At 72.7% G+C, this 23,664-nt stretch carries 22 protein-coding genes; 13 read left to right on the forward strand and 9 right to left on the reverse strand.

Annotated features, from left to right (window positions below):
• Positions 1–26: 26 nt before the first annotated feature.
• Genes AB0950_RS13455 through AB0950_RS13465 form a run of 3 tightly spaced genes read left to right on the forward strand, consistent with a single transcriptional unit; the run spans position 27 to position 2,574 of the window.
• A complete protein-coding gene (locus AB0950_RS13455) occupies positions 27–1,259 on the forward strand; it encodes an ABC transporter ATP-binding protein (protein WP_360570471.1) in 1,233 nt (410 codons plus the stop codon).
• On the forward strand, positions 1,256–1,909 hold the full coding sequence (locus tag AB0950_RS13460) for an ABC transporter permease subunit (protein WP_360570473.1): 654 nt from the start codon (positions 1,256–1,258) through the stop codon (positions 1,907–1,909). The genes AB0950_RS13455 and AB0950_RS13460 overlap by 4 nt, the downstream gene beginning before the upstream one ends.
• The gene (locus AB0950_RS13465; protein ID WP_360147715.1) at positions 1,906–2,574 is read left to right on the forward strand and encodes an ABC transporter permease; all 669 of its coding nucleotides are present in this window, start codon (positions 1,906–1,908) and stop codon (positions 2,572–2,574) included. Before AB0950_RS13460 ends, AB0950_RS13465 begins: the two co-directional genes overlap by 4 nt.
• An 11-nt stretch (positions 2,575–2,585) precedes the next feature.
• On the opposite strand, the gene AB0950_RS13470 is transcribed toward AB0950_RS13465, so the two are convergent.
• From AB0950_RS13470 to AB0950_RS13485, 4 genes are read right to left on the reverse strand one after another with little or no spacing between them, the layout of a single operon-like run.
• Complete coding sequence (locus AB0950_RS13470; protein ID WP_360147712.1) at positions 2,586–3,185, reverse strand: ATP/GTP-binding protein; 600 nt, start codon at positions 3,183–3,185, stop codon at positions 2,586–2,588.
• Positions 3,172–3,582, reverse strand: coding sequence for a DUF742 domain-containing protein (locus AB0950_RS13475; protein ID WP_360147709.1), 411 nt, complete (start codon positions 3,580–3,582; stop codon positions 3,172–3,174). Before AB0950_RS13475 ends, AB0950_RS13470 begins: the two co-directional genes overlap by 14 nt.
• A gap of 34 nt (positions 3,583–3,616) precedes the next feature.
• Positions 3,617–4,105, reverse strand: a complete 489-nt coding sequence (locus AB0950_RS13480) for a roadblock/LC7 domain-containing protein (protein WP_360570475.1) — start codon at positions 4,103–4,105, stop codon at positions 3,617–3,619.
• The gene (locus AB0950_RS13485) at positions 4,102–6,699 is read right to left on the reverse strand and encodes an ATP-binding protein (protein ID WP_366778541.1); all 2,598 of its coding nucleotides are present in this window, start codon (positions 6,697–6,699) and stop codon (positions 4,102–4,104) included. The genes AB0950_RS13480 and AB0950_RS13485 overlap by 4 nt, the downstream gene beginning before the upstream one ends.
• Positions 6,700–6,930: 231 nt before the next feature.
• Between AB0950_RS13485 and AB0950_RS13490 the strand changes: the two genes are divergently transcribed.
• Positions 6,931–7,893 carry an ABC transporter substrate-binding protein gene (locus AB0950_RS13490; protein ID WP_360147700.1) on the forward strand — a complete coding sequence of 321 codons (963 nt, stop codon included), beginning with the start codon at positions 6,931–6,933 and terminating at the stop codon, positions 7,891–7,893.
• Between the two features lie 22 nt (positions 7,894–7,915).
• Positions 7,916–9,466, forward strand: coding sequence for an aromatic amino acid ammonia-lyase (locus AB0950_RS13495; protein WP_366778542.1), 1,551 nt, complete (start codon positions 7,916–7,918; stop codon positions 9,464–9,466).
• A 56-nt stretch (positions 9,467–9,522) separates the two neighbouring features.
• Here the strand turns inward: AB0950_RS13495 and AB0950_RS13500 are convergent, their stop codons facing one another.
• The 3 genes from AB0950_RS13500 to AB0950_RS13510 form a co-directional block, all read right to left on the reverse strand.
• Positions 9,523–9,978, reverse strand: coding sequence for a TerB family tellurite resistance protein (locus tag AB0950_RS13500; protein ID WP_360147694.1), 456 nt, complete (start codon positions 9,976–9,978; stop codon positions 9,523–9,525).
• Between the two features lie 172 nt (positions 9,979–10,150).
• Complete coding sequence (locus AB0950_RS13505; RefSeq protein ID WP_360147691.1) at positions 10,151–10,618, reverse strand: DUF6114 domain-containing protein; 468 nt, start codon at positions 10,616–10,618, stop codon at positions 10,151–10,153.
• On the reverse strand, positions 10,618–11,307 hold the full coding sequence (locus AB0950_RS13510; protein WP_360147688.1) for a DUF6230 family protein: 690 nt from the start codon (positions 11,305–11,307) through the stop codon (positions 10,618–10,620). Before AB0950_RS13510 ends, AB0950_RS13505 begins: the two co-directional genes overlap by 1 nt.
• A gap of 581 nt (positions 11,308–11,888) precedes the next feature.
• Here AB0950_RS13510 and AB0950_RS13515 point away from each other — a divergent pair.
• The 3 genes from AB0950_RS13515 (at position 11,889) to AB0950_RS13525 (ending at position 14,753) form a co-directional block, all read left to right on the forward strand.
• Positions 11,889–12,542, forward strand: coding sequence for a Tat pathway signal sequence domain protein (locus AB0950_RS13515; protein ID WP_360147685.1), 654 nt, complete (start codon positions 11,889–11,891; stop codon positions 12,540–12,542).
• Between the two features lie 359 nt (positions 12,543–12,901).
• Positions 12,902–13,549: a ScbR family autoregulator-binding transcription factor gene (locus tag AB0950_RS13520; RefSeq protein ID WP_360147683.1), complete on the forward strand. Its 648-nt coding sequence runs from the start codon at positions 12,902–12,904 to the stop codon at positions 13,547–13,549.
• A 22-nt stretch (positions 13,550–13,571) separates the two neighbouring features.
• Complete coding sequence (locus AB0950_RS13525; protein ID WP_360570485.1) at positions 13,572–14,753, forward strand: damage-control phosphatase ARMT1 family protein; 1,182 nt, start codon at positions 13,572–13,574, stop codon at positions 14,751–14,753.
• On the opposite strand, the gene AB0950_RS13530 is transcribed toward AB0950_RS13525, so the two are convergent.
• Both AB0950_RS13530 and AB0950_RS13535 read right to left on the reverse strand, forming a co-directional pair.
• Positions 14,746–16,008, reverse strand: coding sequence for a cytochrome P450 (locus AB0950_RS13530; RefSeq protein WP_360570487.1), 1,263 nt, complete (start codon positions 16,006–16,008; stop codon positions 14,746–14,748). The genes AB0950_RS13525 and AB0950_RS13530 overlap by 8 nt on opposite strands.
• Positions 16,005–16,145: a hypothetical protein gene (locus AB0950_RS13535; protein WP_360147674.1), complete on the reverse strand. Its 141-nt coding sequence runs from the start codon at positions 16,143–16,145 to the stop codon at positions 16,005–16,007. Before AB0950_RS13535 ends, AB0950_RS13530 begins: the two co-directional genes overlap by 4 nt.
• A gap of 239 nt (positions 16,146–16,384) precedes the next feature.
• Between AB0950_RS13535 and cyc2 the strand changes: the two genes are divergently transcribed.
• From cyc2 to AB0950_RS13560, 5 genes are all read left to right on the forward strand, one after another.
• A complete protein-coding gene (gene cyc2 / locus AB0950_RS13540; RefSeq protein ID WP_366778544.1) occupies positions 16,385–18,547 on the forward strand; it encodes a germacradienol/geosmin synthase Cyc2 in 2,163 nt (720 codons plus the stop codon).
• A 115-nt stretch (positions 18,548–18,662) separates the two neighbouring features.
• Entirely contained in the window at positions 18,663–20,537 is a 1,875-nt protein-coding gene (gene phsA, locus AB0950_RS13545; RefSeq protein ID WP_360147668.1) for an O-aminophenol oxidase PhsA, read from the forward strand.
• 182 nt (positions 20,538–20,719) lie between these two features.
• Positions 20,720–21,307 (forward strand): PDZ domain-containing protein, encoded by a 588-nt coding sequence (locus AB0950_RS13550; protein WP_366778545.1) that lies wholly within the window; start codon positions 20,720–20,722, stop codon positions 21,305–21,307.
• Positions 21,308–21,530: 223 nt separating this feature from the next.
• Positions 21,531–22,658: an aminopeptidase P family protein gene (locus tag AB0950_RS13555; RefSeq protein ID WP_360147662.1), complete on the forward strand. Its 1,128-nt coding sequence runs from the start codon at positions 21,531–21,533 to the stop codon at positions 22,656–22,658.
• 51 nt (positions 22,659–22,709) lie between these two features.
• Entirely contained in the window at positions 22,710–23,642 is a 933-nt protein-coding gene (locus AB0950_RS13560) for an aminoglycoside phosphotransferase family protein (RefSeq protein ID WP_360147659.1), read from the forward strand.
• Positions 23,643–23,664: the final 22 nt, after the last annotated feature.

Here is a 23,664-nt window from a genome sequence, read left to right on the forward strand (position 1 = left end):
GCCACACCCGAAGGGCGTTCGGCGTTTTGATACGGATAGACTCAGTCACGAAGCGGTACCCGGACGGCACGGTCGCGGTCGACCGGCTGTCGCTGGAGATACCGGACCGCGCGATCACCGTCCTCGTCGGGCCCTCCGGGTGCGGCAAGACGACGACCCTGCGGATGATCAACCGCATGGTGGAGCCCACCGAGGGCAGCATCCTCCTCGACGGCGCCGACATCCGGCAGCAGCCGGTCAACACCCTGCGCCGCTCCATGGGTTACGTCATCCAGAACGCCGGTCTCTTCCAGCACCGCACCATCCTCGACAACATCGCCACCGTGCCCCGGCTGCTCGGCTGGAGCCGGCAGAAGGCACGCGCCCGCGCCGCCGACCTCATGGAGCGGGTGGGGCTCGACGCCTCGCTCGCCAAGCGGTACCCGTACCAGCTCTCCGGCGGCCAGCAGCAGCGCGTCGGCGTGGCCCGGGCGCTCGCCGCCGATCCGCCGGTGCTGCTGATGGACGAGCCGTTCTCCGCCGTCGACCCCGTGGTCCGCAAGGGTCTCCAGGACGAACTGCTGCGCATCCAGGACGAGTTGGGCAAGACCATTGTCTTCGTGACGCACGACATCGACGAGGCGATCAAACTCGGCACGATGGTCGCCGTGCTGCGCACCGGCGGTCGGCTCGCCCAGTTCGCCCCGCCCGCCGAGCTGCTCAGCGCCCCCGCCGACGCCTTCGTGGAGGACTTCCTCGGCGCCGACCGCGGCATTCGCCGGCTGTCCTTCTTCCCGTCCGCCGGGCTCGAACTGCAGACGGCGCCGATCGTCCCCCTCGACGCCGATGCCGGCACGCTCGCCTCCCGCGCCGAGGCCCCCTACCTCCTCGTCACCGACACCGACGGCAGGCCGCTCGGCTGGAGCGAGCCGGACAGGCTCACCGCAGGAGACATCGACCCGGGACAACTCCTCGACCCCGGACGGCCGTTCGTGCCCGGCAAGGACTCGCTGCGCACCGCGCTCGACGGCGCGGTGCTCTCCCCGACCGGCTGGGCCGTCGCCGTGGACGCCGGCGGACGCGCCGTCGGCGTCGTCTCCCAGCAGGTCATCGGCGAGGCCATCCGCACCGCCCACAGCCGAGCGGCCGACACCGGCGGCGAACCGGAGCGGGACGCGCAGGGCACCGGAGCCGAACCCGGCCGGCCCGAGGACAGCACCGGCGCCGGAGCCCGCCGTTCCGGCCCGGACGGTGCCGACGACGTCAGGGCCGCCCGGTGAACGGCTTCTTCGACCTCCCGAGCGATCTCCAGCACAGCTACCTCGGGCTCATCGGCCTGCATGTGCGCGAGGGACTGGTGCCGGTGCTGGCCGCGCTGCTCGTGGCGCTTCCGGTGGCCCAGCTCTGCGTGCGCTTCCGCTGGTTCTACCCGCCCGTCCTCGGCATCACCACCGTGCTGTACTCCATCCCCTCGCTGGCCTTCTTCGTCGTCCTCATCGACTACTTCGGGCAGAGCGAGACCACGGTGATGATCCCGCTCGCGGTCTACAGCCTGGTGGTGCTGGTGCCGGCGATCGTGGACGGCGTCCGCTCGGTGCCCCCGGAGACCCTGGCCGCTTCACAGGCCATGGGCTTCGGCCCCGTACGCCGGTACCTGCAGATCCAGCTGCCCATCGCCGCACCCGCGATCATCGCCGGTCTGCGGGTGGCGGTCGTCTCCAGCTTCTCCCTGGTCAGCGTGGGCATGCTCATCGGCAACCAGGGCGCCCTCGGCAATATGCTCAACGACGCCACCACCTACCACCGGCCCGCCCTGGCCGTGAACTCGGTGGTGACGACAGCGCTGCTGGGCGTCCTCGCCGACGCCCTGCTGGTCCTCGTACGCCGCCTGATCACCCCCTGGATGCCGAGGAAGGGTGCCACCCGGTGAACGTCCTGAACTACGCGCACGCCTTCTTCAGCGACAGCGCCCACTGGCACGGCTACGACGGCATCCCCACCCGCGTCGCCGAGCACGTCAAGTACTCACTGGAAGCCCTGCTGTTCGCCGCCCTGATCGGGCTGCCCATCGGCCTGGTCACCGGCCACTACGGCCGCGGCGGCAACGCGCTCGCCCTGATCGCCACCGCCGGGCGGGCGCTGCCCAGCTTCGGTCTGCTGGTCCTGATGTTCATCTGGATCGGGTTCGGGCTGCTGCCGGTGATGATCCCGCTGGTCGTGCTCGCCGTACCGCCCATCCTGGTCACCACCTACGAGGCGATGCGCTCCGTCGACCCCTCGCCCGTGGACGCCGCCCGCGGCATGGGCATGTCCGAGGCGCGGGTGCTGTTCCAGGTCGAGCTGCCGGTCGCCCTTCCCCTCGTCCTGAGCGGCCTGCGCACCGCGGCCATCCAGATCGTCTCCACGGCCACCATCGCCGCGTACGTCAGCCTCGGCGGACTCGGCCGGTACATCATCGACGGGCTCTACCAGAAGAACTACGAGAAGGTGGTCGGCGGCGCCACCCTGGTCGCCGGACTCGCCCTCACCACCCTCGTGGTGTTCTGGGCCGCCTCCCGGATCACGGTCTCACCCGGGGTACGGCGCGGCAGCTGAGGAGTTGACGATCAGGCCTCGGTGCGGGCCAGCGCCAGTTCGAGGACGACGAGCAGCGCGTCCCGCACCGAGCCGCGCTCCCGGGCGTCGAACACCACGACCGGTACGCCGTCGGAGACGTCCAGCGCCCAGCGGACCTCCTCCAGGGTGTGCTCCACCCTGCCGTCGAAGGCGTTGACCGCGACGGCGAACGGGATCCCCTTGTGCTCGAAGTAGTCCACGGCGGCATAGCAGTCGTCCAGCCGCCGGGTGTCGACGATGACGAGCCCGCCGACGGCCCCCTCCACGATGTCGTCCCACATGAACCCGAACCGCTCCTGCCCGGGCGTGCCGAACAGATACAGCTTCAGCGTCGGGTCGACGGTGACGCAGCCGAAGTCCATCGCCACGGTCGTCGTGGTCTTGTGCGGGGTGTGCGTGAGGTCGTCCACCCCGGCCGCGACCTCGGTGATCGACGCCTCGGTGGTGAGCGGCTCGATCTCCGAGATCGCGCCGACGGCGGTGGTCTTGCCCACGCCGAAGCCGCCCGCGATCACCATCTTCACCGGGAGCGGCGGCCGTACGGCGCCGGCCGCGGGAGCGTCCCGGAGGAGCGGTTCAGTCGGTGTCACTCGGTACCCTTCGGGAGTCGGGGATGGCCCGGAGGCCATCGATGAGCCTGCGCAGGACGGACGCGTCGTGGGTGGCCTCGGCGTCGGGCACGTACACCGCCAAGTGCCCCGACTCGCGGAGGTCTTCGGCCAGGACGCGGACCACGTTCAGGTGCAGGTGCAGCCGGGCCGCTGTTTCCGCGAGCGACTGCGGCAGCCGGCAGGCGGCGACGATGTCGTGCCGCTCGAAGGAGAGCCGGGCGAGCGCGTCGAGACCGGCGGCGGTGGCGACCACCTGGGTCTCCAGGGGCATGGCCCGGCCCCGGCCCGGGTCCGCGACCCGGCCGGCGGTGACCAGGTACGGCCGTACGGCGGGGGCGGGGCCGGCCGGATCGGGGCCGGGGATGCCGTCCGCCATCTGGGGAACCTGCGCTTTCTCGGCGTACGGCGGCTCAGCGGGCCGACGCGGCGCCGACGGAGTTCTTCAGCTCCAGCACCAGCTGCGGGCTGAGCGCGGCGCCGGCGCGGTTGGCGAACAGGGTCATCTCGTAGGCGATGTTGCCGAGTTTCGCCTCCTTGTCGGTGACGACGCCGAGCACGGCGCCGCTGCCGATCGCGGAGACGATCACATGGCCGCCCTCCAGGTCGATGATGACCTTGTTCAGGCCGCCGAGGCCGTAGTTGCCGGAGGCGCCGGCGGCCAGGCTGGTGATGCCCGAGACGATCGCCGCGAGCCGCTCGGAGTCGGCGTGCTCGCGCAGCTCGGACACGGCGATCGGCAGGCCGTCGGAGGAGACGGCGATCGCGTCCACGACGCCTGCGGTCTCGGTCGCGAAGCGGTTCAGCAGCCAGGTGAAGTCGGCCGCGGCCGCCTGCAGATCGCTCGGCGCGGCGGCGCCGCCGCCGCTGCCCGTCGGGGTGTCACCTGTCGACGTGCTCAACTCTCGACTCCTTGGGGGAGGGGGGCTTGGTCGGGGGTGTTGCCGGGCTCGGGTGCGTCGTCGGGTGCGGGTGGCCCCTGCGGGGGCGGACCGCCGTCGGCGGCTGCGGGGGTGTACGGCGGTCTGGGGTTGTTGCCGGTGTCGTGGAGGGCGCGGGCCACGGCCGCCTCGAACTCCTCCAGCGCGGCGCGCTCGGCCTCCGCGTCCCGGATGGGGACGGCCTCCGGCACCGCGCGGGCCGCACCGGCGGTGGTGTGCAGGGTCGCGCCACGCACGCGGCGACGCAAGGGACGGGCGGAGGCGGAGCCGGAAGTCCGTTCGGAGGCTTGCGTATCCGACGGCACGTCCGCCGTGGCTCGCTCCCCTTCAGGGGCCGGCTCACGCCGTGGGATGCGGCGGGGGAGCGGGGCGTCCGGGGCCGGGGGTGTCGGCCGGCCGGCGTCCGGGGACGGTGAGGTGCCCGGCGCAGGGGGGTCCTCGCCCTCCGACGTCCGCGCCGGTGCCGGTCCCCTCCGCGTCGCCGCGTCGGTCGGCGCCGTCCTGATCGGCGTGGCGGGCACCTGCCCCGACGCCGGCTGCCCCGGGGACCGGCCGTCCAGGGTCGTCGTGTCCGGGTTTGCCTGCTCGCTCAGTGGGCTCATCGTCAGCAGCAGGGACGTCGGCAAAGTCACCTCCGCTGTCACGCCGCCGCCCGGCGTGCGGGTCAGGGTGACGGCGATCGACCAGCGGCGGGCGAGCGCGCCCACCACGAACAGGCCGAGTACCTTCGTCGGCGCCAGGTCGAGGCGTTCGCGGCGGACCATCCGCGCGTTCTCCTCGGCGAGCCGCTCCGGGCTCATGCCCAGGCCGTGGTCGGTGATCACCACGTGCACGCCCTCGTCCCCGGCGCGGACGGTCACCTCCACCGGGCTGCCCTCGGGCGAGAACGTCACGGCGTTCTCCAGGAGTTCGGCCAGCATCAGCGTGAGGTCGCCGATGATGTCCGGTGCGACCACGGCGTCCGACGCGGCGTACAGCCGTACCCGCTGGTAGCCCTCGATCTGCCCGAGCGCGGCCCGGACCACGTTGGACAGCGCGGTCGGCTCCGCGTCCAGCACGGTCTCGCGGATGCCGGCCAGCAGCATCAGGCTGTCGGCGTTGCGCCGCAGCCGTACGGCGATGTGGTCGATGGAGTACAGCCGCTCCAGCAGCGCCGGATCGGTCTCGCCCCGCTCCACCGCGTCGATCAAGGAAAGCTGACGTGCCGTCAGGTTGCTGACCCGGCGGCCCACGTTGCCGAACATCTCGGCGGTGTTGCGGCGGCTGAGCACCTGCCGTTCCAGCAGCGCCCCGGCGGTGGTCTGCACCCGGTTGAACGCCTCGGCCAGGTCGCCGATCTCGTCGCGCGCGGTGACCGGCACGTCCCGCAGCCGGGGCGGCCCGTCGTCCTCGGCGTCGTCGTCGGCCACCCGGGCCAGCTCGCGCCCGGCCGCCTCGGCGACCTCCCGCGCGGCCCCGGTGAGCGCCTGCACGGGCCTGACCACCGAGCGCCGTACCAGCACCGCGAAGGCGATCCACAGCGCGAACGCGAGCAGCGCGCCGCTCAGCAGCAGGACGGCCCGCCGGCGGGCGGAGCCGGCGCCGTCGTCGGCCCGTGCGGCGATCTCCCCGATCAGAGCGGTGGTGATCTTCAGCCGGGCGGCGGCCTCTTGGGGGTAGTACGGGTAGTCGGCCAGCGCGTCCTGGACCGCCCGCCGGATCTCGGCCTGGCCGTTCGCCTGCAGCCCGCCGGCGCCGACCTGCAACTCCGCGTAGGACTGGGCGATGGCGCCCTGCGCCGGGGTGTGCTCGACGCCGCCGAGCCGCTCGGCCTGCGCCGCGGAGGCGAACCGGGTGAACCGGTCGGCCTGGTGGGTGTAGAGGTCGTACGCGCCGACCGCGCTGGTGAACTCGATCAGCGCGTTGGTGTCCCCGGTCGTCGCGGCGAACACATTGGTCTCGAAGGCGCCGTGGGCGGCGTCCGCGCGCAGCAGCGAGTCCAGCAGGTTGCCGGTGAAGGTGGCGGCCAGGTCGGCGTTGCGGTCGAGGCGGAGGCCGTCGATGAGCCGCTGGGCGGCGCCGGCGTAGGCCGGGTCGATGTTGTCGGCCGGCAGATACGCCTGCTCCACCGAGGACCGCAGACTCGACAGGCCCTCCACCTCGCGCAGCGCCTGCGCCTCGTCGGCCGGCAGCCGGTCGCCGAAGGCCGTACGCACCCTCGCCACCTGGGAATCGACCGCCCGCTGCGCCGCGCGGTAGGCGGACGCGGAGGGCCGGGCGTCACCGGATTCGTACCTCGCGGACAGCAGGATCGCCTGCTGGTGCTCGGCCTCCACCCGGTCCACCAGCCGCGCCACCTGCGCGCTGTCGCGCACCAGCCGGGCCGCCGAGGCGGCGCTGCCCGACTGCCGCACCAGGTCGGCGAACAGATACGACAGCAGGACGGCGATCACCGCCAGCGGGATGCCGACCAGCAGGTTGAGCTTGCGCCGGAAGGGCCAGCGGTCGGCGAAACCGGTGGTGCCGCCCGGTCCGTGGGCGTGCGTGGCGGGCGCGTCCACTTCGTCCGTGGACACCGGGCCTCCTTCTCGGGGGTGTGTCCGACACCGAAGCGGGCCCCGTCACACCGCTGTGCCCCGATGTCAACGGCCCAGAGACTACAGTCGCTCCAAGGAGTGAACCGGGCGGCTTTCATCAAGAATGCGTTACGAAGAGCACGCTCTCTCCCCACAACCGCCCGCAGATCGAGGCCAATCGGTGATCTACGGGCCTTGACTGACCGAGAACCGGCTGGATTGGATCGGCGCGTGACTTCCACCAACCGCATCAGCAGGTCCACCCGGAGGAACCGAGGCGCGGCGGTGGTCGCCCTCGCGGCGACGACGGCTCTGCTGGCGGGCTGTTCCTCCAACGACAAGTCCGGCGGCAACCCGCTGACGGACACCAGCAAGGCAAGCGGCGACACCGTGGTCGTCGGGTCCAACAACTTCCCCGAGTCCACCCTGCTCGCCGACATCTACGGCGAGGCCCTCAAGGCCAAGGGAATCAAGGTCGCCTACAAGCCGAACATCGGCAGCCGCGAGACCACCTACGGGCTGATCAAGAACGGCGCCATCAAGGTGCTGCCCGAGTACAACGGCGCCCTGCTCGCCTACCTCGACCCGAAGGCGGCGCCGAAGACGGCCGACGCCACGACCGCGGCCATCGAGGCCAAGCTGGACTCCAAGCTGACCCTGCTCAAGCCCTCGCCCGCCGAGGACAAGGACTCGGTCACGGTCAACGCGGCCACCGCGAAGAAGTACCACCTCACCGGGAAGTCCTCCATCGCCGATCTGAAGGACATCGCGAAGGACCTGGTCATCGGCGCCTCGCCGGAGTTCCAGACCCGGCAGCAGGGCCTGGTCGGCCTGAAGTCGGTCTACGGCCTCGATTTCAAGTCGTTCAAGGCGCTCGACGCGGGCGGCCCGCTCACCCAGGCCGCGCTGAAGAAGAACGCCGTGCAGGTCGCGGACCTCTTCACCACGGACCCGACCATCTCCAAGGAGAAGTTCGTCGTTCTGCAGGACCCGAAGAACCTCTTCGGCTTCGAGAACGTCCAGCCCCTCGTCTACAAGGGAGCCCTGTCCCAGAAGGGCGCCGACGCGCTCGACGCGGTCTCCGCCAAGCTCGACACCACGACCCTGCTCGACCTGGACACCCAGGTGCAGGCCCAGAACAAGGACCCGATGGACGTGGCCCAGGCCTGGCTGAAGTCCGCGGGCCTCGCCTGACGACCGTCCCTGCCGTACGACCATGGACGTGCCGACGCGGGTGCCCCCGGAGACGGGGAGCACCCGCGTCGTGCTCGACGGCACCGGCCTCACGCTGCCCGATCTGATCGGGCTCGCCGACGGCACCGCCGAACCCGCCGTCGACCCCGCCGCGCTGGACCGGGTCCGCCGCGCCCGGGAGACGGCCGACCGGCTCGCCGCGACCGGCCGCTGGTACGGCCGCGGCACCGGCGTCGGCGCCCACCGCTCGGTCCTCGTCGACCCCGGCGAGGAGACGGCCCACGGTCTGCGGCTCCTGCGCAGCCACGCTGGCGGCGCCGGGCCCCTGCTCCCCGCCCGCCCGGTCCGCGCGATGCTCGCCGTCCGCGCCAACCAGCTCCTCGCCGCCGGCTCCGGCATCCACCCCTGCTTCGTCACCGCCCTCGCCGACGCCCTCCGCCGCCACGCCCACCCGGCGATCAACGCCTACGGCGCCGTCGGCACCGGCGACCTGACGGCACTGGCCCAGACCGGCCTGACCCTGCTGGGGGAACGCCCCTGGCTGACGGCTGGAGGGCGCCCCGAAGGGGAACAGCCAAGCGCGGAACCGGCACACGTCAGCCGCCCCCAGGGTGCGAAGCCGCACCACGACCTGCCCGAACCCATCGCCCTGCGCCCGGGGGACGCCCTGGCCCTGCTGAGCAGCAACGCCCTCACGCTCGCCCAGTCCGCGCTCGCCGCGCACGAGGCGGACCTGCTGCTGCGCGCCACGCACGCGGTCGCCGCGCTGTCCCTCGCCGCCGTCTCCGGCTCGCCGGAGGCGTACGCCGCACCGGTGCACGCCCTGCGGCCGTACCCGGGCCCGGCCCGTGCCGCCGCCGAGGTACGGCGGCTGCTCGGCATGCCCGACCGCCCGGTCACCGCCGGCCGCCGTATCCAGGACCCCTACGGATTCCGCGCCTTCCCACAGGTGCACGGGGCCGCCCTGGAGGCCTCGGACGCGCTGCGCCGGATCGTCGAGACCGAGATCAACTGCCCCACGGAGAACCCGGTCCTGACCCCCGACGGCCACCTCTACCACCACGGCGGCTTCTTCGCCGCGCACCTCGCGCTGGCGCTGGACGGCCTCAACCTGGCCCTGCTGAAGACCGCGCAGCTCTCCGCCGCCCGGCTGGCCGCCCTGAGCCGCGCCGACCTGACCGGCCTGCCCGCCTTCCTCGCCACCGGCCCTGTCGGCAGCTCCGGCTCGATGATCCTGGAGTACACCGCCAACTCCGCCCTCGCCGACCTGCGGTCGAGTGCGGCCGCGCCCGCCTCCGCGGGCCACGCCGTCCTCTCCCACGGTCTGGAGGAGGCCGCGGGCTTCGCGGGCCAGGCGGCCCAGCAGACGGCACGCGCCACCTCCGCCTACACGACGGTCCTGGCCTGCGAACTCGTCCAGGCGGTACGGGCGTTGCGGCTGCGCCCGGTGCCACCCCCGCTCCCCGTCCACACCCTCGCGGCGGCCCGCCTCCCCACGGACACCGAGGACCGCCCGCTCACCGGAGACATCGCCGCCGCGGCGGAACTCCTGCCCCGGCTGGCGGAGTTGTGATCCGTACGGCACCGCTCATGGCGGCGAGACCGGCCGCCCCGGCAGCCGGCCACGGCTCAGAGGTCGAACTCGTGCGGCGGGAGATCCAGCGTGTAGCACGCCTCGCGCACCACGGCCTGCTCCGTCTTGTCGAAGTCGCCGTCCGCGCCGCCGATCACGATGCCGATCTGGATCACGGCACGCGCCTCGGCGGGCTTCTTCTTCGCCTTGGCGACCTCCTGGAGCACGCTCACCTTGCCGAAGGCGAAGTCGGCCGTCAGCTTGTTCAGGTTGTCCTCGAAGCGGCGCCGCAGGTCGTCCGCCGGGAAGTTCTGCAACACCTCGTTCGTCGCGATGAGCTGCGCCACCCGCTGCCGCTCCGACGGATCGACGGTCCCGTCGGCGGCGGCCACGAGGGCGCACATCGCCATGCTCGCGTCGCGGAACGCGCCGCTCTTCAGGTCGTTCTTCCTCGCCACCAACTGGGTCTGCATCTGCGACGCGGACTCCTTGACGCGGTCCCACAGGGCCATGCGCACTCCTCGTATCACTGGTATCACCGGTACGGCGCAGGCCAGGCAGTCCCCCCGCACACCGGCAGCAACTTCGACAATCACCGTGGAAACTGACGGCAGAACGGGAAAGTTCCCGCAGCCGCAGGCCGACGCGGACTGAATCCCTTCGGACTGCTGGGCCTGCGGGCCGTCAGGCCGCCGCGCTCTCCGCCTCCTCCGCGCCCTCCGCCAGGGCGCGCGCCGCCGCCCGTGCCTGCGTGCGGCGCTTGCGGCGGCTGACGCGGGGCTCCTGGTCGGGGAGCCAGCCGAAGGCGAGGCAGCTGCCGGTCACGCCCAGCAGCAGGCCGAGGAAGAAGCCGCCCAGGTTGGACGTGACCCAGGTGCCCAGGGAGAGCAGGACGCCGGTGATGGAGTAGAAGAGCCGCTGCGCGGGGTTGAAGAGGATGAGCAGGCCCAGCAGCGCCATCAGCGTCGGCAGCAGGTAGCCGGCCGCTCCCTGCATGCCGATGTGCATCACGACCTTCAGCGAGGCCTTCTCGGTGAGCAGGATCTCGCCGCCGGCCAGGGCGAGCAGCAGCCCGCCCCAGAACGGCCGGCGGGCCCGCCAGCCGCGGAAGGAGGCCCGCGCCCCCGGACGCGGACGGTCGGCCGCGCTCATCAGCACCCCGAGTCGCTGAAGCGCAGCTTGAGGCCGGGGAGCTTGAACACCCCTGCCGTCGTCGCGTAGTTGGTCTGCCGCAGGTTGGCGATGTGCACGGTGTCGGCCTGCTGGCTGAACACGCCGATCGGGCCCTTCACGCCCGCCTTGGTCAGCGTGCTGGCGTCGTTCCCGATCTCGATGTTGTCGAAGGCGGCGTTGCCGGACAGCTCGGTGGAGTCGGTGGTCAGATCGTTCGCCTGTACCTTGTCCGCGCCGCCGCCCGCCGTGATGAGCAGATTGGTGCCGCCGAGGTCGACGCTCTGGCACAGATGGTCGAGCGTGGCCTTCTTGATCGCGGAGGTCACCACCAGCACCTGACCACCGGTGTCCCCGGCGTTCGGGCTGCCGTCCGCCATGTTGTCGAGCCCGCCGAACTGCTCGAAACCGGTTCCGTCGAGGTCCGTCGCGGTGACCGTGAACGGCATGCCGGAGATCGCGAACTGCACGCCCAGCGCGCCCTGCGCGGTGAGCACCGCGAGACCGGCGGCGACGAGGGTGGCGGGGACCGCCATCACCGCGGCCCGGCGGGCCCGGACCCGGCCCCGTCTCTGCCCGGCGGCGGGCGCGGGCGGCGTCTCGGAGGGGGAGGCGTTCTCCGGGTTCTCGGGGGTGTTGCCGACGGACGAGACGTCCGGGGACGAGGCCATGTCTGCTCCCATGGGCGTGGATCGCTGCGGGCTGGGCTTCAGTGGCACGTGTCCTGGCGCGGACAGCGACGGCCGCGTACGCCTCCTCGCACCCCGGCGGAGCAAGGGCTTTCTCGTTACGCGGCAGTAGCCTTCCGAGGAAGTTACCGCCGGTTACTTCGGGGGGTCAAGGGAGATGTGAAAAAAGGGTGCCGGATGTGCGCGAGCTGCGATCGCGTCCCGAACTCCCTTGGCCCGCCTTGACGTTGACGCTCGATCAGGTCTACAACTTGCCCTGCTTCACGGATCCGTGGCGCCGGATCCGCCGAGCGGCACCGGCCGCGTCCCCCGGCCGCCGAGCCGGCCGCTCGCAGCAGAGCGCAGCAACCGTTTCACCTCACCGCGGCCCCGCACGGCCCTTCCCCCCTGGCCGTGCCCGGCCGCTGCCCGACGGCCCGGCCCAAGGCCCTTCCCCCGGGGCGCCTTCGGCCGGCGCCCGGACCGCCGTCACCGCGGGCCGTCGCGTACGGAGAAGGCGCGACGGCCCTGCGCCGACGGCACGAACACCTCATCCGAACCCCACTCAGGAAAGAGGCACCCGCATGCGCACGCGATCCCTTCTCGCCCTCGCCGGCACCGCCACCGCACTCGCCCTCGCGGTCGCCGCACCCGCCTCCGCCGACGGCGGCGCCGTCCTCACCACCGGCGGCGCGGGCGGCACCGCCGTCGCGACCGGAGACACCCTCACCGCCCCGCTGGCGTCCGGCACCTCGGCCACGCTCTACTCCAGCGCGACCGGCACCAGCGGCGTCAGCTGCACGTCCTCCCAGTTCACCGCCACGGTCACCGGCAACCCGAGCGCCCCCGGCACGGCCACCGAGTCCGTCACCGGGCACACCTTCGACAGCAGCTCCTGCACCAGCAACGTCACCGGCGTGCTCGGCGTCAGCGGCATCACCGTCGACAACCTGCCCTACTCGGCGACGGTCGCCTCCGACGGCACCCTCACCGTCAGCCCGGCCAGCGGCTCCACGATCCAGACCACGGTGAAGCTGCGCACCCTGCTCGGCTCCGTCACCTGCGTCTACCAGGCGCCCTCGCTGACCGGGAAGGCCGACAACGCCGACAACAGCATCAGCTTCACCAACCAGCAGTTCACCAAGGTCTCCGGTTCGTCGCTGTGCTTCGCGAGCGGCTACTTCACCGCCAAGTACGCGCCGGTGTCGGACGGCGGAGCCCCGGTCTTCGTCAACTGACCAGCCGCATCCGACCAAAGAGCTGAGTTCGGCGTCGTAGCGGACGCACTGCGCGGGCGGCGCCCCCGGTGAACACCCTCACCGGGGGCGCCGCCCGTCTGTATGAGCGCATCGGTGCACCAGGGGCGCAAAACACCGACCGGTTCGGCTGTTTCGCGCCCGCTTCGAGGCCCCGTTGAGGAGCCGGCCGTGGGCTGCGTATGGTGGCGATCATGGGTCGGGCACCGGCCCTTTCCGAGGTCGCCGACGACGTCGGTCCGCGGGCCCGATTGCCGTTGGCGCTCGGTGGGTTAAGGTGTCCGAGGGACCAAAAACAAACCGCACGTCCCGTTCGTATGAGTCGCGAGGAGGGGTCACGGATGGCGAGGCAGTTACGCGCCGAGCAGACCCGGGCAACGATCATCACAGCCGCCGCCGATCTGTTCGACCGGCACGGCTACGAGTCCACGAGCCTGAGCGACATCGTCGCACACGCGAAGGTCACCAAGGGTGCGCTGTACTTCCACTTCGCCGCCAAGGAAGACCTCGCCCGCGCCATCCTCCAACTCAACGCCCAGGCCGCCAAGACACTGGTCGCCGAGGTCGAGGGCCGCGGCTGCTCCTCGCTGGAGGCCCTGATCCGCACCACGTTCGGCGTCGCCCGGCTCGCCGTGGAGGACCCGGTGCCGCGCGCCGCGCTCCGCCTCGCCACCGCCGACGTCGCCGTACGGCCGCCCCTGCGGCACCCGTTCGCCGAGTGGCTGGACTTCGCGACCAGGAAGTTCACCGGCGCCGTCAGGGAGTCCGACGTGCACGGCGATCTCGACGTCGGCATCGTCGCGCACTCCCTGGTCTCCTTCTTCGTCGGCACCCGCGTCGCCGGCCGCTCGCTGGAACCGGTGGGACGGCTGCCGCGCCGGGTCGCCGAGATGTGGTACCTGCTGATCCGGGGCCTGGTCCCGGTGCACCGCCGCCCCCGCTACATCAGCCTCGCCACGCAGCTGGAGCGGGAGATCAGAACGGCCTGACCCGCGCGATACGGTGACGGACATGCCCTCCACCCCGTTCGCACCCGTGATTCTCGGCAACGAACCCGGCTCCTTCCCGCACAGCGTGCTGGCCGAGCGGCACCCCGCGATCATCGGCCGGGTACGGGACGCCTTCCCGTACGGCCCCGGGCAGCATCGGGCCCTGGACGAGCTGCTCAAGAGCTGCACTGAAGGGACGGTCGAGCCGCTGCCGGCCGACGCCCCGGACCGGGACCGCTGGCAGGAGTGGGGTCTGGCCGGCTGTGCCGGGCGCTCCTGGTTCGACGTGCCGTGGCTGTGGTCGGAGAGCTACTTCTACCGCCGGCTGCTCGACGCCGTCGGCTGGTTCGGACCCGGCGCCTGGCAGGGCATCGACCCCTTCCGCCCGTTCAAGCGCGCCGAACTGGACGCGCCGGAGACAGCCGAGGAACTGGCCGCCCTGGACACCCTGTCCGGCCTGCCCGAGGAGCGGCGGGCGCACGCCCTGCTGCACGGTTCGCTCTGGGGCAACCGCGCCGACCTCGGCTTCCGGCTCTCCGCCGAAGGCGCCGAGGCCCGCGACCCGGCGCCCGCCCTGGTCGCCGACGACAGCGAGGCCCTGTGGTCGCTGCTGCCGCCCGACGGTACGGCCACGCTGGTCCTCGTCGCGGACAACGCGGGCCGCGAACTCGTCCCCGACCTGCTGCTGATCGCCCACCTTCTCGCCGAGGGCCGGGCCGCCCGGGCGGTCCTGCACGTCAAGCCGTACCCGTACTACGTCTCCGACGCCACGACCGCCGACGTGGTCGACGCGCTGCACCGGCTGCGCGCCGCGCCCGGCGCGGCCGCCGGGTACGCGCGCGTGCTGTGGTCGGCCATGGCCGACGGCCGCCTCACCGTGCGCGCCCATCCCTTCTCCTGCGCCCCGCTGGGGTACGAGGAGATGCCGGACGATCTGCGCGCCGAGTTCGCCGCGGCCACGCTGACCCTCTTCAAGGGCGACCTCAACTACCGGCGTCTGGTCGGCGACCGGCTGTGGCCGCCGACCACGCCCTTCAAGGAGACGACCGCGTACTTCCCCGGCCCGGTCGCCGCGCTGCGCACCCTGAAGTCGGACGTGATCACCGGCCTGCCGGCGGCGACCGAGGCCGCCCTGGTGGCGGCCGAGGACCAGCGCTGGCGCACCGCCGGCACCCACGCGCTGATCCAGGCCGACGTCAAGTGACGTGAACGGGCAGGGACTTGATGCCGTTGATGAAGTTCGACACCAGACGCCCGGGTGGCGCGGCGAGCCGGGGCTCCGGCAGGACGCGCAGCACCTCCTCGTAGAGCAGCCGGAGCTGCAGCCGCGCGAAGTGGGCGCCCAGGCAGACGTGCGGGCCGTCGCCGAAGGACACGTGCGGGTTGGGGGATCGGGCCAGATCGAGCCGGCCGGGATGGGGGAAGACCCGCTCGTCCCGGTTGGCCGAGGCGTGGAAGACCACGACCTTGTCCCCGGCCCGGATCCGCCGCCCCGCCAGCTCGGTGTCCCGCGCGGCGGTCCGGCGGAACGTCAGCACGGGCGGATGCCAGCGCAGCAACTCCTCGACCGCCGAGGCAAGTTCCACGTTGCCGGCGCGCAACGGCCCGTACGCCTCCGGGTGCTCCGCGAGCGCCAGCAGCCCGCCGGGGGCAGCGCTGCGCACGGTGTCGTTGCCGGCGACGGTCAGCAGGAAGAAGAACATCTCCAGCTCCGCACCGGTGAGTTCGGCGTCGTGGGCGAGCGTCGTCATGATGTCGTCGTCGGGGAACCGCCGTTTGTGCGCGGCGAGCTGTCCGGCGTAGGCGAACATGTCCTTCAGCATCGCCGGGGAGCGCGGATTGACCGGCTTGCCCGAGGCGTCCAGCACCGGAGGGCCGGCCTCGTCCGGGTCCTGGTAGCCGATCACCCGCTGCGTCCAGTGCAGCAGCAGCCGCCGGTCGCTCTCGGGGACGCCCAGCAGATCGGCGAGGTTCAGCAGGGCGTACTCGTCGGTGACGGCGGCCACCAGATCGACGGTGCCGTCCCCTGCGCGCGCCCGCTCGAGCGCCCCGCCGAGCAGCGTGCGCGCCCGCTCCCGGGCGACGGCCGCGAACCGGTCGACCCGGCCCGGCGTGAAGGCCCGGCTCACCAGCCGCCGCAACCGGCCGTGCTGCGGCGGGTCCTGGTTGAGCATCATGCGCCGGATGAACGGCAGGTCCTCCGGGTCCGGGTCGCGGATCTGGGTCGCCCCGAGGCGGGAGGAGTACGTCGTCGCGTCCTTCAGCACCCGGACGACGTCCGCGTGCCGGGTCACCGCCCAGAACCCCGGCCCGGCCGGCCAGCCCAGCACCTCCGGCTCGGCCTGCCAGGCGACGGGATGGTGATCGCGCAGCAGACGGTAGTCGTCGTACGGCACCCCGACGGCGTACCGGCGCGGATCGAACACGTCCGGCACCGGCGGGGTCTCGCCGGTGCTCACTGCCGCTCCTTCTCGCCGGCCGCCTCGGCCGCCGTGCACGCGCCGGACGCGTCCCCAGCCTCGCGGTAACCGCGCACGGCCAACACCTTGCGGGCGCCGTCGCCGTGCACCTCATGGGGCAACACCAAGCAGGTCATGCGCCTACCGTGACCCGCGACCGGGGGCAGGGCAAGGGTGCGCAGGGGCAGGACGGCACGGTGCGCAGGAGGGCAGGGGGCAGAGTGGGCAGCAGGCAGGGCCGGGCTCTGCGGCGTGTTCCCCGGCCGTGAACATCACTAGGGGCGGCCCGAGTTCCGGTTTGCGGGGATTTCACGCGATGGTGTGATCATGTTTCGCGCGGGGGATGCGTGCGGGGCGGCGCGGGTAGGGCCCGGCCATGACGCAGCCGTTCGAACTCCCGCACTTCTACATGCCGTATCCCGCGCGGCTCAACCCGCACCTCGACGAGGCCCGTGCCCACTCGACCGCGTGGGCGCGCGAGATGGGCATGCTGGAAGGCTCCGGGATCTGGGAGCAGGCCGACCTGGAGGCGCACGACTACGGGCTCCTGTGCGCCTACACCCACCCCGACTGCGACGGCCCCGCCCTCTCGCTGATCACCGACTGGTACGTGTGGGTGTTCTTCTTCGACGACCACTTCCTCGACATGTACAAGCGCACCCAGGACCGCGCCGCCGGAAAGGCCCACCTGGACCGGCTGCCGCTGTTCATGCCGCTCGACCCGGCGGCCCCCGTGCCCGAGCCGGAGAACCCCGTCGAGGCGGGCCTGAAGGACCTGTGGGCGCGCACGGTGCCGTCGATGTCCGCGAACTGGCGCCGGCGCTTCTCCGTGGCCACCGAGCACCTGCTCAACGAGTCGATGTGGGAGCTGTCGAACATCAACGAGGGGCGGATCGCCAACCCCGTCGAGTACATCGAGATGCGCCGCAAGGTGGGCGGCGCCCCCTGGTCGGCGGGGCTCGTGGAGTACGCGACCGCCGAGGTGCCCCCCGCCGTCGCCGGCACCCGCCCGCTGCGGGTCCTGATGGAGACCTTCTCGGACGCCGTCCACCTGCGCAACGACCTGTTCTCCTACCAGCGCGAGGTCGAGGACGAGGGCGAGAACAGCAACGGCGTGCTCGTCCTGGAGACCTTCTTCGGCTGTACGACGCAGGAGGCCGCCGACACCGTCAACGACATCCTCACCTCACGCCTGCACCAGTTCGAGCACACCGCCCTCACCGAAGTCCCCGCCCTCGCCCTGGAGAAGGGCCTCACCCCAGCCGAGACCGCCGCGGTCGCCGCCTACACCAAGGGCCTGCAGGACTGGCAGTCCGGCGGCCACGAGTGGCACATGCGCTCCAGCCGCTACATGAACAAGGGGGCGCACAGCGGCTCCCCGTGGCAGGCGCCGAGCGGCACCGGCGCCTCGGCCGCCGACGTCGGCGCACTCCTCGCCGCGGCCGCCCAGGAACGCCTGCGCGCCTACACCCACGTGCCGTTCCAGAAGGTCGGCCCCTCGGTCCTGCCCGAGTTCCACATGCCGTACCGGCTCGAGCTGAGCCCCCACCTGGAGGCCGCCCGCCGCAACCTGACCGCCTGGTCGCACCGCATGGGCTTCCTGGTGGAGGGCGTGTGGGACGAGGACAAACTCGCCGCCTACGACCTGGCGCTGTGCTCGGCGGGCCTGGACCCGGACGCCACCGTGGAGGCCCTCGACCTCAGCGCCCAGTGGCTCGCCTGGGGGACGTACGGCGACGACTACTACCCGCTGGTGTACGGCCACCGCCGCGACCTCGCCGCCGCCCGCCTGACCACGGCCCGGCTGTCGCGGTGCATGCCCGTCGAGGGGGAGCCGGCCCTCGTCCCGGCCAACGCCATGGAGCGCGGGCTCATCGACCTGTGGGCGCGCACGACGGCCGGCATGACCGCCGGCCAACGGCGCACCCTGAGGGCCGCCGTGGACACGATGACCGAGAGCTGGGTGTGGGAGCTGTCCAACCAGCTGCAGAACCGCATCCCCGACCCGGTCGACTACCTGGAGATGCGGCGCGCCACCTTCGGCGCCGACCTCACCCTGAGCCTGTGCCGGATGGGCCACGGCCCGGCCGTACCGCCCGAGGTGTACCGCAGCGGCCCGGTGCGCTCCCTGGAGAACGCCGCCGTCGACTACGCCTGTCTCCTCAACGACATCTTCTCGTACCAGAAGGAGATCGAGTACGAGGGCGAGATCCACAACGCCGTCCTGGTGGTGCAGAACTTCTTCGGCGCCGACTATCCGACCGCGCTGCGCGTGGTCCACGACCTGAACACCCAGCGCATGCAGCAGTTCGAGCACGTCATCGAGCACGAACTGCCCGTCGTCTACAACGACTTCGAGCTGTCGGAGGCGGGGCGGGCCGCCATGGACGGCTATGTCCGCGACCTGCAGAACTGGATGGCCGGAATCCTCAACTGGCACCGGCACGTGGACCGGTACAAGGCCGAGTGGCTGGCCCGCCGCACCCACGGCTTCCTGCCCGACCGCGCCCCCGCCGTACCGGCCCTCTCGCTCGGCTGACGGTCGCCGAATCTTCGCGTACGGAACGGGGCATTCTGGGAACTTCGGTGAGCCCTCGGGAGTCTTGAGGAGTAAGGGGAACAACAAGACAACGAACACACGGGGGTGTTCGACCTTGACCGAGACCATCGACAGGCTCACCGAGGCGACCACGGGGCAGCAGCCGTCGGCGCCGGACGAACTGACGCCGTATCTCGCGCCGTTGACCGTCCCGCCCGTTCTGCGTCCCGCCGCGGAGGACGTCCTGCGCGAGACCGAGATCGCCCTGCGCCCCACCTGGGTGCGCCTGCACCCGCAGCTGCCGCCGACCCTGATGTGGGGGTACGACGGCCATGTGCCGGGCCCGACCATCGAGGTCCGGCGCGGACAGCGGATCCGCATCGCCTGGACCAACCGCATACCGAAGGACAGCGAGTACCCGGTCGCCTCCGTCGAGGTGCCCGCCCGCGCCCCCGGCGCCCCGCCCGCCTCCACCGAGCCGGGCCGCGAGGGCGTCGAGCCGGACAAGGATGTCGCCGCCCTGCCCGCCTGGACGGTGACGCACCTGCACGGCGCCCAGACCGGCGGCGGCAACGACGGCTGGGCGGACAACGCCGTCGGACACGGCGACGCCCAGCTGTCGGAATACCCGAACGACCACCCGGCGGTGCAGTGGTGGTACCACGACCACGCCATGAACATCACGCGGTGGAACGTGATGACGGGTCTGTACGGCACCTACCTCGTCCGGGACGACGAGGAGGACGCCCTTCACCTGCCGTCCGGCGAGCGGGAGATGCCGCTGCTGCTCGCCGACCGCAACCTGGACACCGACGAGGACGGCCGCCTCAACGGCCGGCTGCTGCACAAGACGGTGATCGTCCAGCAGAGCAACCCGGAGACCGGAAAGCCGGTCTCCCTGCCCTTCACCGGCCCGTACACCACGGTCAACGGCCGCATCTGGCCGTACGCCGAGGTGGACGCCGCCTGGTACCGCTTCCGGCTGGTCAACGCCTCCAACGCGCGCATCTTCGAGCTGGTGCTGATCGACGAGGACGGCGAGCCGGTGCCGGGCGCCGTCCACCAGATCGGCAGCGACGGCGGGCTGCTGCCCCGCCCCGTGCCGGTCGACTTCGACGGGGACCTGCCCACGCTGACCGTCGCACCGGCCGAGCGGTTCGACCTGCTGGTCGACTTCCGGGCGCTGGCGGGCCGGAGGCTGCGGCTGGTGAACAAGGGCCCCGACCAGCCGGCGGGCGTGCCCGATCCGGCCGGTGACGTGCGGTACCCGGACGTCCTGGAGTTCCGGGTCCGTGAGAGCTGCGAAGAAGACCCCTTCGAACTGCCCGAGGTGCTCTCCGGCTCCTTCCGCCGCCTGACCCACGACCTCCCGCACGGCCACCGGCTGGTCCTGCTCACCCCGCCCGCCACCCGGGGCGCCGGCGGCCACCCGGAGATCTGGGAGCTGACCGAGGTCGCGGACCCGGCCGGACTGCAGCTCCCGGCCGACGGCATCGTGCAGGTCACCGGGCCCGACGGCGCCACGAAGACGTACCGGCGGACCTCCCGGACGTTCAACGACGGCCTCGGCTTCACCATCGCCGAGGGCGGCTACGAGCAGTGGAGCTTCCTCAACCTCGCGCCCATCGTGCACCCCATGCACATCCATCTGGCCGACTTCCAGCTGCTCGGCCGGGACGCCTACGACGTCTCCGGCTTCGACCCGGCCGCCGGCGGCACCCGCACGCCGATCCGGTACGACGCCGGCCGGCCGATCCCCCTCGCGCCCAACGAGCGCGGCAACAAGGACGTCTTCCGGGTGCCGGGCGGCCAGATGCTGCGGGTCATGGGCCGCTTCGACGGGGCGTACGGCCGGTTCATGTACCACTGCCATCTGCTGGAGCACGAGGACATGGGCATGATGCGGCCCTTCGTCGTCATGCCGGCCGAAGCGATGAAGTTCGACCACGGCGGCGCCCACGGCGGCCACGGAGAGGGGCACACCGGCTGACACCCACGGACCCGGGCCCGCTGCCCGGAAAACGACCCAGCACCGAGCCGCCCGTCCGGCGCCCGCACGCCCACCTCCGCCTGCCATGACTACCCTCCGCCACCCTTCGGCCAGTCTCACTCGTTCGTGTCTCGTCGGGGGCCGGTGCTCCGGGTAGAGCATCAGCCGGAGGCGAGGGAACCATGGAATACACAGCGTTGCGTCCCAAGGCGATGCCCGGGCAGGACCGGCGGGACAGCGGCACCGAGCCCGGCGCGCCGCACCGCCCGCACGCCGTGCCGCGTCGCGCGCGGCGGCTGCGGGCGCTGCTGCTCGGCGTGTTCACCGGCACCCTGCTGGTGCTGGCCGGCGTCGGCATCGGCACGGTCGGCGCCACGGTGATCGGCCTGAGCCGGCTCGCCGAACTGCGCCACCAGGCCCCGCCGGCCGCGCCGCCGGACAGGGCCGCGTCCACCGCGCCCACCGCCCCCGCCGCCGGCCCGAGCCCCGCCCCGGCCGCCGCGCCCGGGGCCACTCTGGGCGTCGAGGCCGTCGACGCCGAGAAGGCGGGCGCGCTGGTCGTGGGCGTGCACGTGCCCGGACCCGGCTATGCGGCCGGCCTCGTCCGCGGGGACGTCGTGCTGCAGTTCGGCTTCACCCGCGTCGACACCGCAGGCGACCTCGCCCGCGCCGTCGCCGGGGCCCGGCCCGGCCGGCAGGTGCTCCTCACCGTGCGTCACAGCAGCGGGGGCTACCAGCAGTTGACGGTCGCACCGGGCGTGGTGACCTGAGCGGACCGGCGCCGGCGGCCGCCTCACAGGCCCTCGGTCACCCCGGGAAACCCGCTGGTCACCGTGGGCCCCGCGCGCCATGATGGCCCCATGCCGAGTCCCTTCCGAGCCGACCGCGCCGCGCGGGGAGCAGCGGCGACCGGCTCGCGCGACCCTGTCCGGCCGGGCAGGATGCTGCCCGAGACGCCGTCGCCCGTTTCCCCACCCGCACCCGGAGGCCCGGATGACCGGTAGCACGCCCGCGCACTTCACCGCCGCCGACTACAAGGCCCGCATGGAGCGTGCCGCGCGCTCCGCGGCCGACGCCGGCCTCGCGGGGCTGCTCGTGGCACCGGGGCCGGACATGGTCTGGCTCACCGGCTACACGCCCACCGCCGTCACCGAACGGCTCACCCTGCTCGTGCTCACGCCCGGCCAGGACCCCGTGCTCGTCGTGCCCACGCTGGAGGCGCCGGACGCCGAGCACGCCACCGGCGCCTCCGCGCTCACCCTGCGCGACTGGACCGACGGCAAGGACCCCTACGCCGTCACCGCCGGCCTCCTCGACGGCCACGGCCGCTTCGGCATCAGCGACAACACCTGGGCCATGCACCTGCTGGGCCTCCAGCGGGCCCTGCCGGACACCTCCTACGCCGCTCTCACCGACGCCCTCCCCATGCTGCGCGCCGTCAAGGACGCCGCGGAACTGGAACTCCTCGCAGCCGCCGGAGCGGCCGCCGACGCGACGTTCGAGGAGATCCGCAAAGTCCCCTTCGCCGGCCGCCGCGAGTCCGACGTCGGCCACGACCTCGCCGGCCTGCTGCGCCGCTTCGGCCACGAGCAGGTCGACTTCACCATCGTCGGCTCCGGCCCCAACGGCGCCAACCCGCACCACGAGGTCGGCGACCGGGTTATCCGACGCGGCGACATGGTCGTCCTCGACTTCGGCGGCCTGATGGACGGCTACGGCTCCGACACCACCCGCACCGTCCACGTCGGCGAGCCCGGCGAGGAGGAGCGCCGGGTGCACGACATCGTCCGCGAGGCCCAGGAACAGGGCTGCCAGGCCGTACGGCCCGGGGCCGCCTGCCAGGACGTGGACCGCGCCGCCCGCGCGGTGATCACCGACGCCGGGTACGGCGAGTACTTCATCCACCGCACCGGGCACGGCATCGGCGTCACCACGCACGAACCGCCGTACATGATCGAGGGCGAGGAGCAGCCCCTCGTGCCCGGCATGTGCTTCTCCGTCGAACCCGGCATCTATCTGCCCGGCCGCTTCGGGGTGCGCATCGAGGACATCGTCACGGTGACCGAGGACGGCGTCCGCCGTTTGAACAACACCACCCGTGAGATGGTCATAGTGGACTGAGAGGCCCAGGAGACACCCCTCGACGACACCCGGAACGGCGACCCGCGATCCATGACCCAGGCACCGACACCCACCGCGGACACCGTCCGCAGACTGGTCCGCTCGCTGCTCAAGGAGGGCGACGACACCAAGGGACCGGACGTGCGGCCCGTGACCGAGGACCGGGCGTACACCTGGTGGGTCGGCACCCGCCATGTGCTGCGCCTAGCGCCCGACCGCGAGGCCTCGGTGGCGCGCCGCCGGGAACTGCGGGTGCGCGACCTGGTGCGCCCGCACCTCCCCGTGACCGTCCCCGCCAGCATCGCCCACGGCGAATGGGCGCCCGGACTCGCCTGCACCCTGGACACCAAGGTGCCCGGCGGCACCGCCGACGAGCACGACGTCTCCGCCGTCGGCGAGGCCGACCTCGCCGGGCTGCTCCAGGGGCTGCGCGCGGTGCCCGCACGGCAGGCGGAGGCGCTCGGCGTGCCGCGCACCGCGCCGCGCTCCCTGGAGGCGCTGCGCCGCATGGCCGTGCACGCGGCCGAACGGCTCGCCGCCGCCGACGAGTTCGACGCCGCCCGGCTGCTCCAGCTGCCCCCGGCGGGCGCGGCCCAGCTCGCCGCGCAGCCCGGCACCGCCGTCCTCACCCACCACGGCCTGACCGGTGAGCACGTGGTGGTCAGCGCCGACGGCAGGGTGCGCGGCATCCTGGAGTGGACCCAGGCGGCCCTCGGCGACCCCGCCGAGGACATCGCCGGACTGGCCGTCGCCGTGGGCTCCCCCGCGGCCGTCCGCGCCGCCACCCTCGCCGGCTACGGCGCCCGCCCCTGCCTGCGCGGTCTGTGGCTGGCCCGCTGCGACGCCGTCATCCGACTCGCCGACCACATCGAGGGCCGCGCGGGCGGCTCCCCGGTCCTGCTGCGGACGCAGTTGGGGCGGGCGTGGGAGCCGATCCTGCTGGAGCGGCTGTCGGACTTCAAGGAGGACGGGACCGAGCCGTAGCCGGCCGGCGCCGGGGACCGCG

Origin of the sequence: Streptomyces sp. NPDC007189 (assembly GCF_040703635.1) — a bacterium.
Taxonomy (GTDB): domain Bacteria; phylum Actinomycetota; class Actinomycetes; order Streptomycetales; family Streptomycetaceae; genus Streptomyces.